The sequence below is a fragment of the Candidatus Omnitrophota bacterium genome, assembly GCA_003598025.1.
Classification (GTDB): Bacteria; Omnitrophota; Gorgyraeia; order Gygaellales; family Profunditerraquicolaceae; genus Profunditerraquicola.
Map to the genome: position 1 here is coordinate 95,397 of QZKH01000002.1, position 17,056 is coordinate 112,452.

At 41.5% G+C, this 17,056-nt stretch carries 16 protein-coding genes; 15 read left to right on the top strand and 1 reads right to left on the bottom strand.

The features are described from left to right. Positions 1–20: 20 nt before the first annotated feature. The 9 genes from murJ (at position 21) to C4533_00710 (ending at position 11,445) form a co-directional block, all read left to right on the top strand. Positions 21–1,601 carry a murein biosynthesis integral membrane protein MurJ gene (gene murJ, locus C4533_00670; GenBank protein RJP29540.1) on the top strand — a complete coding sequence of 527 codons (1,581 nt, stop codon included), beginning with the start codon at positions 21–23 and terminating at the stop codon, positions 1,599–1,601. Next, positions 1,594–2,844, top strand: a complete 1,251-nt coding sequence (locus C4533_00675) for an excinuclease ABC subunit UvrC (protein ID RJP29541.1) — start codon at positions 1,594–1,596, stop codon at positions 2,842–2,844. The genes murJ and C4533_00675 overlap by 8 nt, the downstream gene beginning before the upstream one ends. Beyond that, positions 2,841–3,113, top strand: coding sequence for an MGMT family protein (locus C4533_00680; protein ID RJP29542.1), 273 nt, complete (start codon positions 2,841–2,843; stop codon positions 3,111–3,113). Before C4533_00675 ends, C4533_00680 begins: the two co-directional genes overlap by 4 nt. A gap of 39 nt (positions 3,114–3,152) precedes the next feature. Next, complete coding sequence (locus C4533_00685; protein RJP29543.1) at positions 3,153–4,226, top strand: PilT/PilU family type 4a pilus ATPase; 1,074 nt, start codon at positions 3,153–3,155, stop codon at positions 4,224–4,226. A gap of 28 nt (positions 4,227–4,254) precedes the next feature. Next, positions 4,255–5,365, top strand: a protein-coding gene (gene prfB / locus C4533_00690) for a peptide chain release factor 2 (GenBank protein RJP29544.1) whose coding sequence is annotated in 2 segments (ribosomal slippage) — positions 4,255–4,314 and positions 4,316–5,365 — 1,110 coding nt in all. Because the reading frame shifts where the segments join, the coding sequence is not laid out codon by codon here. A 2-nt stretch (positions 5,366–5,367) separates the two neighbouring features. After that, on the top strand, positions 5,368–8,298 hold the full coding sequence (secA, locus tag C4533_00695) for a preprotein translocase subunit SecA (GenBank protein RJP29545.1): 2,931 nt from the start codon (positions 5,368–5,370) through the stop codon (positions 8,296–8,298). Continuing rightward, the gene (gene lnt / locus C4533_00700; GenBank protein ID RJP29546.1) at positions 8,283–9,809 is read left to right on the top strand and encodes an apolipoprotein N-acyltransferase; all 1,527 of its coding nucleotides are present in this window, start codon (positions 8,283–8,285) and stop codon (positions 9,807–9,809) included. The genes secA and lnt overlap by 16 nt, the downstream gene beginning before the upstream one ends. Then, positions 9,806–10,294: a M23 family metallopeptidase gene (locus C4533_00705; protein ID RJP29547.1), complete on the top strand. Its 489-nt coding sequence runs from the start codon at positions 9,806–9,808 to the stop codon at positions 10,292–10,294. Before lnt ends, C4533_00705 begins: the two co-directional genes overlap by 4 nt. Before the next feature lie 2 nt (positions 10,295–10,296). After that, entirely contained in the window at positions 10,297–11,445 is a 1,149-nt protein-coding gene (locus C4533_00710) for an MFS transporter (protein ID RJP29548.1), read from the top strand. On the opposite strand, the gene C4533_00715 is transcribed toward C4533_00710, so the two are convergent. Continuing rightward, positions 11,442–12,323, bottom strand: a complete 882-nt coding sequence (locus C4533_00715; protein ID RJP29549.1) for a cation transporter — start codon at positions 12,321–12,323, stop codon at positions 11,442–11,444. The genes C4533_00710 and C4533_00715 overlap by 4 nt on opposite strands. A gap of 231 nt (positions 12,324–12,554) precedes the next feature. Between C4533_00715 and C4533_00720 the strand changes: the two genes are divergently transcribed. The 6 genes from C4533_00720 to C4533_00745 all read left to right on the top strand — a co-directional run bounded on the left by C4533_00720 (position 12,555) and on the right by C4533_00745 (position 17,048). Beyond that, positions 12,555–13,037: a hypothetical protein gene (locus tag C4533_00720; protein ID RJP29838.1), complete on the top strand. Its 483-nt coding sequence runs from the start codon at positions 12,555–12,557 to the stop codon at positions 13,035–13,037. 64 nt (positions 13,038–13,101) lie between these two features. Then, positions 13,102–14,640 carry a hypothetical protein gene (locus C4533_00725; GenBank protein ID RJP29550.1) on the top strand — a complete coding sequence of 513 codons (1,539 nt, stop codon included), beginning with the start codon at positions 13,102–13,104 and terminating at the stop codon, positions 14,638–14,640. A 78-nt stretch (positions 14,641–14,718) separates the two neighbouring features. Next, entirely contained in the window at positions 14,719–15,654 is a 936-nt protein-coding gene (locus C4533_00730) for a hypothetical protein (GenBank protein RJP29551.1), read from the top strand. Then, positions 15,647–15,865 carry a hypothetical protein gene (locus C4533_00735; GenBank protein RJP29552.1) on the top strand — a complete coding sequence of 73 codons (219 nt, stop codon included), beginning with the start codon at positions 15,647–15,649 and terminating at the stop codon, positions 15,863–15,865. The genes C4533_00730 and C4533_00735 overlap by 8 nt, the downstream gene beginning before the upstream one ends. Before the next feature lie 130 nt (positions 15,866–15,995). Then, complete coding sequence (locus tag C4533_00740; protein ID RJP29553.1) at positions 15,996–16,568, top strand: biotin transporter BioY; 573 nt, start codon at positions 15,996–15,998, stop codon at positions 16,566–16,568. A 30-nt stretch (positions 16,569–16,598) separates the two neighbouring features. Further along, complete coding sequence (locus C4533_00745; protein RJP29554.1) at positions 16,599–17,048, top strand: CBS domain-containing protein; 450 nt, start codon at positions 16,599–16,601, stop codon at positions 17,046–17,048. Positions 17,049–17,056: the final 8 nt, after the last annotated feature.

Sequence of the window (17,056 nt, forward strand, 5' to 3'; positions counted from 1 at the left end):
TAGAGGTGTCAATATTTAACATGGGGACAGAAAATACTCATGATTCAAACAGGCAGATAGCTAAATCAAGCGGGATAATCGGCCTTGCTACACTTTGTTCCCGCCTGCTTGGGTTTATCAGGGATATAGTAATAGCCAGGCTGTTCGGGGTGTATGTTTATGCCCAGGCTTTTGTAATAGCTTTCAGAATACCGAATCTTTTCAGGGATTTAGTGGCAGAAGGTGCTGCAAATTCTGCTTTTGTGCCTGTTTTTAGCGAATATAAGGTCAAGCATTCAAAAGAAGATTTTTGGGAGCTTGCGAATGTAGTTTTAAACCTGCTTTTAGTGGTATTAGCCGGAATAACAGTGTTAGGGATTACTTTCTCTCCGGCTATAGTACGTATTATAGCCCCCGGGTTTATAGCCGAACCGGACAAACTGGAAGCAACAATAAGGTTAAACAGGCTGATTTTCCCTTATATTTTGCTGGTAGGGTTATCTGCTTATTCGGCAGCTATTCTGAATTCACTCCGGCATTTTTCCGTGCCGGCTTTTTCGCCCTGCATTTTAAATATCTCCATAATAGTATTTGCTTTAATATTCGGCGAGAATATAAAAGGCCTAGCGCTTGGTGTTCTGATAGGAGGCCTGCTCCAATTAGCTATACAGATTCCCGTTTTATATAAGAAGGGGTTCCGTCTCAGGTTCCCGAAACATTTTAAGCACCCGGCTGCTTTTGAAATAGGCCATCTTATGCTGCCCAGGCTGGGTAGCTCGGCAATATACCAGTTAAATACTTTTATTGATTCCGTATACGGCTCTTTATCTTCAATTGTCGGAGAGGGGGGAGTAGCCGGGTTATATTTCGGCTACAGGCTTATACAATTCCCTATAGGTATATTCAGTAATTCCCTTGCGCAGGTAATATTGCCTACTTTTTCCACGCAGGCATTGGAAGAAGGGCTCCTGAATTTAAAGAAAACACTCTCTTGGGGGCTGCGGACGGTATTTTTTATAATGATCCCGGCTTCTGCCGGGTTCATGGTTTTATCACAGCAAATAGTCTTTACGCTTTTCCAGGGCGGGAAATTTGATGCCTATGCAACAGGCTTAACGGCAAGCGCGCTATTTTATTATAGTATCGGCCTTTTTGCTTACGCAGGCATAAAAATAATCCAATGTTGTTATTTTGCCTTAAAAGATACCGTAACCCCGGCCAAAGTTTCTATTCTTACTTTAGCCTTAAATATAATATTCAATACTATTTTTATGTTCCCTTTGAAATTAGCAGGTTTGGCTTTGGCTACCTCTTTATCCGGTATAATCAGCTTTCTGGTGCTGGGAATTATGTTGAGAAAGAAACTCGGAGGTTTCGGCCTTAAAGAAGTTGTTTTTTCTTTCACAAAGATTTTGCTGGCCAGCATTGCCATGAGCATGGCGCTGTTTTATTGTTCTAGATATTCATCTTTTGACGGGGCGATGCCGTTAAAATTGTTAAAGATATCGGGGATAGTGTTGATAGGAGCTGTTTTTTATTTGATTTTTTGTTTTTTATTCCGCGTAAAAGAGGCGCGGGATTTTTTCAGATGGGTTTTTGAACTCAAAAACAGGCATGGTTAACAAAAAAGAGCTAAGAGAGAAGATAAATGTATTCCCGGATACACCCGGGGTATATATCTTTAAAGATAGCCTGGGAAACGTATTGTATGTGGGCAAAGCCAAAGCGCTTAAAAAGCGCGTATCTTCTTATTTGCGTAAGAATATATCCGGCAAAACCCAGGCAATGATGCTTAAAGTCTGTGATGCCGAATATATAGGAGTAAATACAGAAAGCCAGGCAGAGATCCTGGAAGCGTCTCTTATAAAGGATAAGCAGCCCCCTTATAATATCAGCCAGAAAGATGACAAAAGTTTTCCGCGTATAAAGATAACCAATGAGGATTTTCCGGTTATCTCTATTTGCCGGAAGAAAACCATAGATAAAAATGATAATGCCGTATATTTTGGGCCTTACACTGATGCCGCATTCCTCAAGCAGGCGCTTAAATTAATACGTAAAATATTCGGTTTCCGTTCCTGCAAGAATATGCCTCATAAAATGTGCTTGTATGGAAGGATAAAGTTGTGCCCTGCGCCTTGCCAGGGCCGGATACCCAAACAGCAGTACAATGAGTTGATAGAACAGATAAAATTGTTTTTGAATTCTAAATACCAGGATTTATCTAACAGGCTTAGGCTTAAGATGCAGGAGGCGGCGGATTCTCATAATTATGAGGAGGCTGCTCATGTCCGCGATCAAATAGGGGCTTTGGCGGCTATCTCTAACTCGGATATACAGGATTTTACTTTAGATAATCTGGTTGAACTTAAGAGGGCGTTGGGCCTTAAGAAGACGCCTTACAGGATTGAAGCTTTTGATATCTCCAATATTTCCGGTAAAGAGGCATGCGGCTCGATGGTAAGTTTTTATAAAGGATCGCCTGATAAAAACAATTACCGCAGGTTCCGTATAAAGACTATAGATGCAATCGATGATTATGCCATGATAAAAGAAGTGGTAAGAAGGCGTTATGGGAGGCTTCTTAATAATAGCTTGCCTTTACCGGATTTGATCATTATTGACGGAGGCAAGGGGCATCTTCAGGCTGTTTACGAAGAGCTGGGTAAGCTCGCTGCACCTATTCCTTTAGCCAGTATCGCTAAAGCCGAAGAGAATATTTATGTCATGGAGAGTAAAGGCCCTGTAAGGTTGTCTAAAGACTCTGCCGCATTGAATATAGTGCGCAGGATACGCGATGAAGCGCATCGTTTTGCCCTCGCTTATCACCATATCCTGAGAAGAAAAAAAATAATCGGTAAATGATCAGCCCTTTTGCCAGAAAAGTTTATAAAGTAGTTTTGAGTATACCATTAGGCCAGGTGCGCACTTATAAATGGGTGGCCCGCGCCTCCGGCAGGCCTAAAGCATACAGGGCAGTAGGTTCAATCCTTAGAAAAAATCCCTATCCTTTAATAATACCATGCCATAGGGTAGTGAGTTCCGGCAAGGACATAGGCGGATATGCTTACGGCAAGAAGAATAAGGGGATACTGTTAAAACTGGAAAGACAAATAAGCAAATTAGTGCTATAATAAACCACTATTAATATTGAATTTTTTGGGAGGTGTTACATGCTGATAAAAGATTTTATAAAAGAGATGGTCGATAAAAAAGCATCTGATTTATTTTTCCGTGCCGGAGGCGTGCCGCACCTGCGCATAGACGGCAAGGTCATGCCTGTAGGAGACAAGGTATTAAGCCTTGAACAGGTCTTAAAAGCAGTGGATGATATTACTACTCCGAAACAGCGGGAGGCTTTCAGGCAGAAATTAGATATCGATTTTGCCCTTTACAGCGATGAGATGTCCAGGCGTTTCCGCGTAAGTATTTTTTTGCAGAGGAATTGGCCTTCGATTGTAATAAGGAATATTAACAATACGGTATCTAATTTTGAGGAGTTGTTCCTGCCTGCGGATATACTTAAGAAGCTTTGTTCGGAAAGCAGAGGGCTCGTGCTTTTGACCGGAAGTGCCGGAAGCGGTAAATCCACGACCATAGCAAGCATGATAGAGTATATAAACAGCAACACAAACAGGCATGTCCTTACCGTAGAAGAGCCGATAGAATATACATTTAAAGACAACCAGTCAATTGTAAACCAAAGAGAGCTTGGCCAGGATGTAAGCTCATATGCGGTAGCGCTGCGTTCTTTCAATCTGCAGAGCCCAGATGTGATTTTTATCGGCAATATCATGGATGTCGAGACTATGGCAGCTGCCCTTAGGGCAGCAGAGACCGGGGTCCTGGTTTTAAGTACCCTGCATACGGTAAATGCCGCGCAGACTGTGGAAAGAATAATCAATTTCTTTCCGCCGCATCAACACCAGCAGATAAGGATACAGCTTTCCTATTTGTTAAAAGGAGTTATTTCATTAAGGCTGCTCCCGCTTAATAACCAAGCCGGGCGAATACCGGCTTACGAAGTCATGCTTTTGACTCCGACGATAAGCAGGCTTATCAGGGAAGCCAAGACCTGGGAGATACCCCAGTTTATAGAAGAAGGCAATATTTTCGGGATGTCTTCTTTTAACCAAAATTTGGTCAGGTTGGTCAGAGAGGGCAAGATCACCGAAGAAAATGCCAAACGTTTCTCTGATAATGAAGAGGAGCTGGTGCTTTCTTTAAGGGGCATCAGGAAGACTTAATGAAAGTCAAAAAGTATAAGGAGTAATAATGTTAGACGAGTTAAAAGCAAGCCTGGCACAGATAGAAATAAAACTTCAGCAACTAAGAGGTTATCTTTGACATAGATAATAAGAAGCAGGAAATAGATGCTTTATCTAACCAGATGTCTTCAGCAAGCTTTTGGGATGACAGCATACAATCGGCAAAGACAGTCAAGCAGTTAAAGTTTTTAAAAGGCATAGTAGAGCCCTGGCAGGCTTCTTATAATAAATTCATAGAGATCAGGGAAATGGCCGGGATAGTTAGCAGCCAGGATAGTTCTTTTTTAAGCGAATTATCCGGAGAGACTGTCAAGCTTTCTGCGGAATTGGAAAGATTGGAGTTTAAGACACTCCTGGGCGAAGAGTTTGATAAAAATAACGCCATCCTCAGCATCAATTCAGGGGCAGGCGGCACTGAGTCGTGCGATTGGGCTTCTATGCTTATGAGGATGTATATCCGTTTTGCTGAGAAGCAGGGATATAGCGCTAAAGTAATGGATGTCCTTCCCGGAGACGAAGCCGGTATAAAAAACGTAACTGTGCTAATGACCGGTGATTACGCTTACGGTTATCTTAAGGCTGAACGAGGGGTTCACAGGCTGGTGCGTATATCTCCATTCGATGCCAACAAGCGCAGGCATACCTCTTTTGCGTCAGTAGATGTAATTCCTGAGGTAGATGAAGAGATTGATTTAAAAGTCAGCGAAAGTGATTTACGCATAGATGTATACCGTTCAAAAGGAGCAGGCGGCCAAAGCGTAAATACGACAGATTCGGCGGTGCGTATCACCCATGTGCCTACAGGCATAGTCGCCCAGTGCCAGAACGAAAGGTCCCAGCATCAGAACAAACAGATGGCCATGAAGATACTGAAAGCCAGGCTTTATGAATACGAGAAATCAAAAAAAGAGCAGGAATTATCCAAGTATTATGATTCTGACAAAAAGAAAATAGAATGGGGAAGCCAAATACGTTCTTATGTCATGCATCCTTATAATATGGTCAAGGACCATCGCACAGACTATGAGACAGGAGATGTCTCTAGTGTTATGGACGGAGAATTAGAAAAGTTCATAGAGGCATATTTAAGAAAAAAAAGAAGCAATGGCAATATATAAAAATGTTAGGATTCATCAAGAAAAGATCTTTAGAGAATAAAAAGAGGGTAATAAAACAACGTTATCCTTCTGCTAAAATAAATTTACACCCCGATATACCCAACCCATCGGTCAATAAAATCGTCGAGCTTGCCGCGATAGTCGAGCAAATCAACTCTCTGGAACCTGTGATATCCTCTCTCTCGGACACGGAATTGAAACACAAGACTTCGGAGTTTAGAGAGGCTATTATGAAATCATCTGAGGACTACGAAGCTAGAATAGCTGAGCTGGAAGACTTATTATCACAGGCCAGCATCCAGGAAGAACGCCAAAACTTAAAAGATAAAATCAAGGTTACGCGCAACAAAATATTTGCCGGCGTTCTGCCTGAGGCCTTTGCGGTCGTGCGCGAAGCTTCACGCAGGACTATAGGATTGCGCCATTTTGACGTGCAGTTACTGGGGGGCATAGTGTTGCATGAAGGCAAGATCGCAGAAATGGCAACAGGCGAAGGCAAAACACTGGTAGCTACACTGCCGGCATATTTAAATGCGCTCCTGGGTAAAGGCGTACATATAGTCACTGTCAATGATTACCTGGCAAGAAGAGACCGCGATTGGATGGGCCCCATATTTGAATTCTTAGGCTTGTCCGTCGGGGTGATCCAGCACGATATTTCTGATGAAGAAAGAAGGCATGCCTATTCCTGCGATATCACCTATGGTACCAATAATGAATTCGGGTTTGATTACCTAAGGGATAATATGAAATACAGTCTTGATGCGTTAGTCCAGAGGCCGTTTTATTTTGCCATAGTTGATGAGGTAGATTCTATACTTATCGATGAAGCGCGCACACCTTTGATTATTTCCGGTCCCGCAGAAGAATCAACGGACAAGTATTACATAATCGATAAGATCGTCCCGCGGTTAAGAGGCAGGAGGGTTTTAGAGAAAGAAGAGATTGAAGCAAAACATAAGGGCCAGGACCTTTCTAAGGGCTATGATTATATGGTCGATGAGAAAGCCCACACCGCGCATTTAACGGAAGAAGGCGAATCAAAAGTATGCAGCATGCTCAATATCGATAACCTGCATGAGATCAGCACTATGGAATGGCGCCATCATGTGATCCAGGCACTCCGCGCCCACAATTTGTATAAGAAGGACGTCGATTATGTTATTAAAGACGGGCAGGTGATCATAGTCGATGAATTTACCGGCAGGATGATGCCGGGGAGGCGCTGGTCAGACGGCCTGCATCAGGCAGTAGAAGCAAAAGAGGGCTTAAAGATCGAAAGGGAGAACCAGACACTGGCTACGATTACCTTCCAGAATTATTTCCGCATGTATGAGAAATTATCAGGCATGACCGGTACGGCATTTACCGAGGCAAATGAGTTTAAAAATATTTACCAGCTTGATGTCGTAGTATTACCTACCAATAGGCCTCTGATACGCAATAATTTTCAGGATAGAGTTTATAAGTCAAAAAATGAGAAAATGAAAGCCGTAGTTGATGAGATAGTTGAACTTTATAATACCGGCAGGCCGGTATTGGTGGGTACGATATCTATCGATAAATCAGAGCTTCTTTCGGAAATGTTAAAGAGGCGCGGGGTCGAACATCAGGTGCTCAACGCTAAGTATCATGAAATGGAAGCCCAGATCGTTGCCCAGGCCGGCAGGTATAAAGCAGTGACCATAGCTACTAACATGGCTGGCCGCGGCACAGACATACTGCTGGGAGGCAACCCTGAATTTATTGCCAGGAGTATAATAAACCAGAAATTTGAGCGCGCTGACCCAGGCTATGAGGAAGCTTATGGCAAGCTGCTGAATGAATATAAAATCAAAACACAAAAAGAGCATGAAGAAGTAGTTAAGCTTGGCGGGTTGCATGTCATAGGCACCGAGCGTCATGAGGCAAGGCGTGTAGACAACCAGCTGCGCGGCAGATGCGGCCGCCAGGGAGACCCCGGTTCTTCAAGGTTCTACGTTTCCTTTGAAGACGACCTTATGAGGCTTTTTGGCTCGGATAGAATATTGAATTTAATGGATAAACTTGGATTAGAGGAAGGGCAGGTCATAGATCACCCTTGGGTTTCCAAATCCATTGAGATAGCCCAGAAGAGGGTAGAGGAGCACAATTTTGAAATAAGGAAACAGCTCCTTGAATATGATAATGTGATGAATAAGCAGAGGGAGATTATTTACGGCCAGCGCAGGCAGGTTCTTGATGGTGCATCTATGAGGGACGATATACTCTCCGGCTCAGACAAAATACTTGATGAATTGTTATCGATATATTTGCCTGCTGAGCCCGGTGCGGAAACTGATATCGAGGGATTATCCAGCGCGATAAAGTCTAAATTCGGCCTTGATCTGGAGCCGGATTTACGGAGCATAGTCGATAGGGCGGTTTTAGCTGAAAAATTATCCGGGATTATCCGCAGCGCCTATGATGAAAAAGAAAAAGCAATCGGTGCTGATATGTTAAGGCACCTTGAACGCATGGTTTATCTCCAGATCACAGATGCCAAATGGAAAGACCACCTCTATGCGATGGACAGCCTAAGGGAAGGTATAGGGCTGCGTGCTTACGGACAAAGGGACCCGTTGATAGAATATAAACGTGAAGCATTTAATATGTTTAGCGAAATGATTTATAAGATTGAAGATGAGGCAGTTGAGATTTTATTCAGGCTCCAGCCAGCTAAACCAGCCACAGATTTTAAGGGTGTTTTTAAAGAGTCAAGCCAGCAGCTGTTGCATCCCGATAGTAAGTCTTTTAACCAGCAGCCGGAATCTTTAACACAAGATAGCCTTAGCAGTAGCCAACAAATAAGCCATCAGGCCCTTCCCAATAAATCTTCAGCAGAAAAAGTAGGCAGAAATGACCCCTGTCCTTGCGGCTCAGGGAAAAAATACAAGAAATGTTGCGGAAAATGATTCCCCAAAGGATAAACAAAATTTTTAATCTCGGCAAAAAAGGTTTTTTCTTAAGTATTCTTTCCGGTATTCTACTGGCATTTTCTTTTCCCTCTTTTAATCTCTGGATAACCGCCTGGGTGGCTTTTATCCCGTTGCTCTTGGCTATAAGAGGGAAAAATAAGGCGCAATCTTTCGTATCAGGTTATATCTCAGGGCTGGTTTTCTGGTCTATGACAGTTTATTGGCTGAGCCACGTTACTGTCCCGGGAGTCTTGCTGATGGTTTCTTACTTATCCTTATATTCGGCGTTATTTACTCTGTTTATAAAGCTATTTAGCCGGAATAAAAACTCAGGCGTAATAATCATCCCGGCATTATGGGTGATGCTGGAATATTTACGCAGCCACGCCTTTACTGGTTTTGGCTGGGCCCTTTTGGGATATTCCCAATATCAGAATATTTATATTATTCAAATCGCTGATTTATTTGGCGCCTGGGGAGTATCATTCCTGGTCATGGTTATTAATGTATGTATTTATAATTATCTTATATCAGATGCTAAGCCCGGGCTGAGAATAAGGAAACTTCTGTTAGCCGCATCCCTGCTTATCGCAGTTTTGTCCTATGGTTGCTATAAGTCCAAAGCAGTAGAACCCGGGGAAAATAAAAAAGGGATAAAGATTTCGGTTATCCAGGGCAACATTCCTCAAGAGCTTAAGTGGGATGTTAAATCCAGAGATATGATAATGAACAGGTTCCTTGGGTTAAGCAGAGAGGTGTTGCCTGATAATCCGGAAATAATAATTTGGCCTGAGGCTGCTATCCCGGTAGTTATCTCGGAAGAGCCATGGTATCTGGGTAGAGTAAGAAAATTTGCGGATGATAATAAGATCTTTATGCTCCTGGGTGCGGTTGATGCTGTAGGGGAGGCTTATTATAACGAAGCGATTTTGCTTTCTCCCGGCAAGGAAGACCACACCGTTTATAAGAAACTCCACCTGGTTCCGTTCGGAGAGTACATCCCTCTTAGAAAATACCTGAAATTTCTGGAGCCATTTGTGCCCATAGGTGATTTTACCGCAGGCAATGAATATACGGTATTTCCATCTCCGGTTAAATTCTCCGTATTAATTTGTTTTGAGGATAATATTGCTGAGATCTCCAGAAATTTTGTAAGACGCGGCTCAAGGCTTCTGGTCAATATCACAAATGACGCCTGGTTTAACCTTAGTTCGGCGCCGTATCAGCATATGCAATCATCGGTTTTCCGTGCTGTTGAGAACAGGGTTTATGTTATACGTTCGGCAAATACCGGGGTGTCCGGATTTATAGCGCCTACCGGAAAAATATTATCTTCTGTCAGCGATGCAGGCGGAAACAGGATATTTATCACCGGCTACGCAACCCATGAGATATTTACTTCTATAGATTACTTGAGTTTTTATACGCGATTTGGAGATTTATTTATAATTTTTTGTATTATGGCGATTTTATATGGTATAATCCCTCCCAAAATCCCGAAGAAATGAAAAAAACATTTATTATTATATTTATAATTTCTTTAATCTCTATTCCTGCGGCAATATATTTATTAGATAAAGAAACTTTTCTTTGCCCGATAGAGTATGGCTATGATTTTGTAATACGCAATGATTCTATGGGAGAGGGCCAATTCGGCGCCAAACGCAGCGGAGGCAGGCTGCATAATGGTATTGACCTATTTGCAGATATCTGGGCTCCGGTGCGGGCAAGTAATTGCGGTATAGTTGTAGCTTCTGAGTCGAGCCGTGGAATGGGTAAATTTGTCGTGATCAAACATCCTGGCTCTGTATCTACGGTATACGGGCATCTAAATGAGTTGTGTGTTAAAGAGGGGCAGTTTGTGCGGCAAGGAGATATAATCGGAAAAGTTGGTAAGACCGGTAATGCAAATTACCGTAGCATGGACGCACATCTTCATCTTGAAATAAGAAAGAACGGCTCTCCTCAGGAGCCGTTGGATTATCTGGAGTGATTATGCTGAATATAATATTACTGGGAATCACAAGTTTTCTTACTGATGTATCAAGCGAGATGGTCTATCCTTTGCTGCCTGTTTACCTGGTAACTGTTCTCGGTGCAGGTCCGGCAGTACTGGGATTAATCGAGGGCGTTGCAGAGAGCTTGGCAAGCATAACGAAGGTCTTCTCTGGATATTTTTCGGATAAATTGAAGTCCCGCAAGCCATTCACTATATTAGGATATTTTGCTTCCGCATTAGGAAAAGTTTTTTTATTTTTGTCAATAGGCTGGGGATTTGTTTTAGTCGGACGTCTGCTTGACAGGTTTGGCAAAGGGGTACGTACTGCTCCGCGGGATGCCTTGATTGCCGATAGCACATCGAAAGGTAAGAGGGGCTCTGCTTTTGGCCTGCACCGGGCCATGGATACATGCGGGGCAGCCGTAGGAGTCGTACTGGCTTATTTCTTGGTTTCTCATTATACGGGCAATTTTAAGCGGGTTTTCTTTTATTCTCTTATTCCTGCTTTTATCGGCGTGTTGGTGCTTTTTTTGGTAAAAGAGAAGAAAGAAAAGAGAGATGAGCAGCTCGGCAGGAAAAAAATATCTTTCAGCTGGAAAGGCCTGGATAAAAGGCTTAGGCTTTTCTTGATCTTCAGTTTTATTTTTACTCTCGGCAATTCTTCAAACCAGTTTTTGCTGCTTAAGGCCAAAGACATGGGCAGCCCTGTCACCAGCGTGATTATTTTATACCTTGTTTTTAATGTTATTCAGGCTGTGGTGATATATCCTGCCTCATGGTTATCTGATAAGATCGGCAAGAAAAAACTTCTTGTAGCCGGATATCTCTTCTACGGTTTAGTTTACCTTGGGTTTGCTTTAAACAATTCATTAGGCCATTTATGGATTTTGTTTGCCTTGTATGGGATTTATATGGGCCTGACTGAAGGAGTGGAAAAGGCGCTTATTGCGGATATTTCACCTGCTGGGCTTAGGGCAACTACGATTGGGCTGCATGCTACAATTATCGGGATAGGTTTATTGCCTGCATCTGTGTTAGCCGGTGTACTTTGGAAATTATTCGGCGCACAGGCTCCTTTTTATTTCGGATCGTTTATGGGAATATTGGCAAGCTGCGGATTCTTTTTTGTGCTGAAAGGCCTTTAGTTATTTTCCTTCGGTTCAAGATGCACAATCACGTCTGTAACCCCTTCGATATTTAATTTGATAACGCGTTCTATGTCGTAGCAGACTTTATGAGCTTCATCCATATGCATATCCGGGTCTACCTGTACGTGCAGGTCTATATAGATATCATCTGACCTTCCCCGTGTACGTATCTTATGACAGGACCTGACTCCTTTTATACGTAAAACCAGATCGACTATTTTTTTAGAGTCTATTATTGCTGCTGTATCACAGAGCACCCTGGAAGATTCCTGGATGATCCTGTACCCAGAGTAGGCTATAAATAAAGAAATCACCATTGTAACGATAGGATCGATTATAGGGAAGCCTAATTTTATAGCGGCTAAAGCTATAATAACAGATATAGAGGTGAATATATCTGTCTGCGTATGCATCGAGTCAGAAATGAGGATATCACTCTTCAATTTCAGGCCCTGTTTTTTCTCGTAAATCATGACAGCTAGATTTATGCTTAGAGTTGTCAGCATGACAATGAGAGCGCCAAGCCCGATATCAGGGATTACAGGGTTATTTATACGCAATAATCCTACCCTAAACAGATTGAATGCGACTATAAACAGGAAAGCGGATATCGCTAACGAGAATAAAGTTTCGTATTTCCTATGCCCGTAAGGATGGTCTAAATCTTTAGGTTTCGAAGCAAGATGAATTCCGATAAGCGCAATTATATTAGATGCCCCGTCTGACAGAGAATGAAAGCCGTCAGCGCTTATGCTGGAACATTTGCTTAAAGCGCCATAAACAATCTTGGCTAAAGCAACTCCCCAGTTAAAGGCAAGGATTATAATCAGTATCTTCTTGATCTCTGCGGTTCTTCTTGATAAATCCTGCTCCATATAGTAATTATAATTGCAGATTCAGGCTAATTCAATAAATATTACTTTTAGTCCGCGGTGCACGGAGCACAGTTCACTGAGCGTAGTTTATAGAAGTATGACCCACATATCCTCTGTGAACTATGAACCAATGTACTGCTTATTGAACTCATACTTTTTCCATGATAGAATACAATACAATGAGCAAAAATATTTATTGAGCCACTGATAGAATAACTGGAGGTAGCTATGCTGGAATTTAAAAGCGTTAAAATAATTAAACCCCAGGATTTAAATATCATATTAGGCCAGAGCCATTTTATTAAGACTGTGGAAGATATCTATGAGGTATTAGTCAGCAGTGTGCCGAATATAAAGTTTGGTTTGGCTTTTTGCGAGGCATCAGGCGCCTGTAAAGTAAGAAGCGAAGGCAATGACCCCGGATTAAAGAAACTTGCCATTGACAATGCGCTGGAATTGGGCGCCGGGCACAGTTTTATTTTATTTCTGGATCAGGCCTATCCGATCAATGTATTAAACGCAATAAAGGCATTACCTGAAGTGTGTTCCGTATATTGCGCATCCGCTAACCCCGTAGAAGTCATTATTGCTCAAACAGATTCGGGGCGCGGGATAATGGGTGTGATCGATGGAGCACAGCCAAAAGGCATTGAAACAGAGGAGGATATAAAGTGGCGTAAGGGCCTTTTGCGCAAAATAGGATATAAACTTTGAGCATTTATTAAAAAAGGTATTAATTATCAAGTTTGCTGTTATAATAACTGGCATGCGCACGTTTATGAAGAAAGATTTCTCAAGACAGTTCCTTTGCCTGGTATTTTTTTTACTGGTAGCTTATACAATATTCCTCCAATTCATTGCTCCGGTCCTTTATGGCGAAGACAGCTATTACCATGTGGCTGTAGCTAAATTCATAAGGCAATTCGGGCTGCATTATGATTTCCATTGGGCGCAATTTTCCACCTTTAAAGAATTTTTCTCTGATAAGGATTTATTATTCCATGTCCTTATATGCCCGTTTACTTATCTAACCGATAATATAGTCCTGGCAGGTAAATACGCAGTCATATTCTTTGATGTATTATTTCTTCTTGCCTATCTCTATATCCTCAGGAAGTATTTACCGGATTTTTTGGTTGCCTGTTTTTTGATCTTGCCATTTTTATCCGGAGTTTTTTATGCTTATTTTACGTTTTTGAGGCCGACAACTTTAGCTAATGTTCTATTTATATTCAGTATATATTTCCTGATAAATAAAAATCCCGTCAAACTATTCATAGCCACCGTACTATTTACGCTTTCGCACTTATTTTTTCCTCTAATATTCATATTCGCGTTGATAACAGAGGCTATAAGATATTTCTCTAAGAAGGAATTTTACCTTAGGAATATTTACAGCGTTTTATTGGGTATAGCCTTAGGCACGATTATACATCCTAATTTTCCGAATAATCTGCTATCATTTCATTTAAATGTTATTTTGGTGCCCTATTACTCTTTTTTAAATGTTCCGATAAGTTTTGGAGGCGAGCTAAGCAGCGGCCCCACCAAAAACGTGCTTCTTGAAGAGTTCGTCGTCTTTTTTTCTTTCAATATAATTATTTGGTTGTTGTTGGTGCGGCGCATAAAAATAAGCTTTTCTACCCTGGTTTGGTGGGCTTGCTCCAGTATTTTCATGGCCAGTTCATTCATAAGCAACAGATACTGGTATAATAATATTGTTTTATTCCTTGTATTTTTTGCTTCTTTTGTGAAAGATCTGTCAGATACCTTCCAACCGGGCAGAATAATTACAAAGTCCAGATATTTCATTTTATCGTATTTATGCGTACTTGTTTTATTCCTTAAGGTAGGCCTGGAGCCTATAGTGAAGCTTTTTGAGAGCCAAATAGTCCTAAACGGAGATTATGAAGAAGTAGGCAAATGGATGCTTAAGAACATACCTGCAAATGAAATGATTTATCATGCCTATTGGAGCGATTCGCCATACTTTATTGCGTTGAACCCTAAAAACAACTATTTAGTTGTTCTGGACCCGATGTATATGCTTTACAGATACCCCAAGGAATACATGCTTTATTCTGATATACTGAAAGGCCAGGTACAGCATCCTTATAAGGATATCCAGGGTACTTTTAAATCGAAGTATGCTTTTACGAGAAAAGAAGCCCCGTTTTATTCCCAGATGAATAATGACCACATGCATTTTAAGAAGCTGTATGATACTAATTGGTCGGCTGTTTTTGAAATACTTCCGCAAGCAGAGGAAACAGAAAAGGCTAACACAAAAAAAGAAATAAGAACCAAGAAAAAATAATTAATACTAAAATATAGGCAAAATTGATCAGGGTTTATTAAGTAATTTTGCCTTTTTAGCATAACTGCGATAATTAGAATGTTATCGAAAGACAGGCGTAAAAAAATAGGATACTTTATTTCTTGGCTGGCGCTTAATTTTTGTTCCTGGCTGGTTATGGTTATGCCGCGAAAGTTGCATTATATTTTCGCAGCCATGATTGCTTCTTTGGGATATAAATTTGCTAAAAAGCAAAGAATAATTGCCCAGGAAAGCCTTAAGCTTGCTTTTGGCAGCCAGAAGGATAGGCAAGAGATAGATAAGATTGTCAGAGATTGTTTTCTGGGCATTGCTAAATCAGGGCTTGAGCTGGTATATTTTATGAACAAGCCGAATTTACTTGCCGGATATGTTGAAATAACAGGTAAAGATAAACTAGACAAAGCTTTATCGAAAGGCAATGGGGTCATATTGGTAAGCGCGCATTTCGGCAACTTCCCGTTATTATTGGGGCGTTTAAGCGTAGAGGGGTATAAAACTGCCGGTATAATGCGCCCGATGCGTAACCTAAGAGTAGAAAAATTATTCATGGAGAAAAGGATAAGCTACGGCGTTAAAACCATACACAGCTACCCGCGGAATGTTTGTGTGAGCAGTTCTCTGCGCAGCCTAAGGGATAATGAGATCCTTTTTATACCTCTTGACCAGAACTTCGGTACTTCTGGAGTGTTCGTTAATTTTTTTGGCAGAAAAGCAGCGACTGCAACCGGCCCGGTTATCCTGGCGTCGCGCACCGGCAGCCCAATACTGCCATGTTTTATCATAAGGCAGGAAGATAACAGCCATAAGATTATATTTGAAGACCCTATTGTAATAGAGGAAAATAAGGTGGATAAGGAAGCTATAATCAAGTATGTGCAGAGAATAACCGACATTATTGAGTCTTATATCCGGAAGTACCCTGCGGAATGGGGTTGGATACACAGGAGATGGAAGAGCAGGCCGGAGAAGGAAGGAGGTGTTGAAAATGGCTGACGATATTAAACAGGAAGGCAAAAACTGTTGTTTTAGCTCGGGTAAAGTATTTTCAACAATTATTAAGGTGTTTTTGGGCTTTACGTTTCTGGTGTTGGGTATTTTGGCAGTAATCAAATGGTTACCGGCGCTTTGGACGATCATTACCGGTTGTATTGGGTTATTTTTGATCCTGGCAGGAATAGTTACTTTGGCAGTCGCCAAAGAATAAAGTATATCCTCCGATAAAAGGGTTAATAGGAAAAACACCTCCTGTTAGCCCTTTGCCTTTATCAATACATCTTTACTAAATGTAGATTAAGAGTATAATAGTTGCCAATATTAATTTTACAAATACGGAGATGATTATGGAGACTGTTTTAAGAAGAGAACTTATAGTAGATAGGAGAATTTGCAAGATCATTGGGGTGGGGTTTTTTGTCATGGCTACTGCCTTAGGCGCATTTGTGCGTATACCTCTTCCTTTTACTCCTGTCCCTATAACGATGCAGACATTCTTCGTCTTGCTTTCCGGGGCTTTCCTTGGTTCGGGTTTAGGGCTTACTTCGCAGGCCATCTACCTTGTAATAGGGTGCTTAGGACTGCCTATTTTCTCACAAGGTAATTTCGGTTTTGCTTATATTTTAGGGCCTACCGGGGGGTATATATTAGGTTTTATTATGGCCGCATATTTTATCGGCAGGTCACTGGATGCCGGCATCAATAAACCCTGGAGAGTATTCCTTTATTTTCTAACCGCAGATTTAATAATTCTTTCTTGCGGGAGCCTATGGCTCTCGAAGGTATTTAACATAAGTTTATTTAAGGCTTCTTTGCTTGGTTTCCTTCCTTTTGTGCCCGGAAATTTAATTAAAATATCCTTTGCCACTATTTTGTATGGCAAGCTGAAAAACCGCCTTGAGCAGATATTCTAGCCAAAACACGCTTTATAAAAAGGAGAAAGTATGAAGATAAAGGAGATAATGGTTAAGGATGTAAAAAGCATTGCTCCTGATTCTACTGCTCTGGAAGCCATGAATTTATTGTATCAACTCGAAATAAGCGGTTTGCCTGTGATTGATAAAAATAATAAACTTGTAGGTATGTTTACGGAGAAGAACATTCTTTCATTTTTATTGCCGAGTTATATAGAAAAGGTCGGCAGGTTTATTTATGAAGATAATCCGAAAGCCACAAAGAAAAAGCTTAACGAACTTGCCACGGTTAAAGTCGCACAATTGATGAGGAGCGATGTAATTACCGTCAGACAAGATGCAGCTTTGTGCGAAGTAGCAAGGTTGATGCTGACTCAAAAAGTACGCCGGGTGCCCGTGGTGGATAATTCCGGATCAGTCGTCGGGATAGTGGCAAGATGTGATGTCTTAAAGGCAATGTTCAGGATGGCAGGAGAGTAAAAGGCTTA

Coding starts and splice junctions, on each gene's coding strand:
- murJ (RJP29540.1), top strand. CDS start 21: ATGGGGACAGAAAATACTCATGATTCAAACAGGCAGATAGCTAAATCA.
- C4533_00675 (RJP29541.1), top strand. CDS start 1,594: ATGGTTAACAAAAAAGAGCTAAGAGAGAAGATAAATGTATTCCCGGAT.
- C4533_00680 (RJP29542.1), top strand. CDS start 2,841: ATGATCAGCCCTTTTGCCAGAAAAGTTTATAAAGTAGTTTTGAGTATA.
- C4533_00685 (RJP29543.1), top strand. CDS start 3,153: ATGCTGATAAAAGATTTTATAAAAGAGATGGTCGATAAAAAAGCATCT.
- secA (RJP29545.1), top strand. CDS start 5,368: ATGTTAGGATTCATCAAGAAAAGATCTTTAGAGAATAAAAAGAGGGTA.
- lnt (RJP29546.1), top strand. CDS start 8,283: ATGTTGCGGAAAATGATTCCCCAAAGGATAAACAAAATTTTTAATCTC.
- C4533_00705 (RJP29547.1), top strand. CDS start 9,806: ATGAAAAAAACATTTATTATTATATTTATAATTTCTTTAATCTCTATT.
- C4533_00710 (RJP29548.1), top strand. CDS start 10,297: ATGCTGAATATAATATTACTGGGAATCACAAGTTTTCTTACTGATGTA.
- C4533_00715 (RJP29549.1), bottom strand. CDS start 12,323: ATGGAGCAGGATTTATCAAGAAGAACCGCAGAGATCAAGAAGATACTG.
- C4533_00725 (RJP29550.1), top strand. CDS start 13,102: ATGAAGAAAGATTTCTCAAGACAGTTCCTTTGCCTGGTATTTTTTTTA.
- C4533_00730 (RJP29551.1), top strand. CDS start 14,719: ATGTTATCGAAAGACAGGCGTAAAAAAATAGGATACTTTATTTCTTGG.
- C4533_00735 (RJP29552.1), top strand. CDS start 15,647: ATGGCTGACGATATTAAACAGGAAGGCAAAAACTGTTGTTTTAGCTCG.
- C4533_00740 (RJP29553.1), top strand. CDS start 15,996: ATGATTATGGAGACTGTTTTAAGAAGAGAACTTATAGTAGATAGGAGA.
- C4533_00745 (RJP29554.1), top strand. CDS start 16,599: ATGAAGATAAAGGAGATAATGGTTAAGGATGTAAAAAGCATTGCTCCT.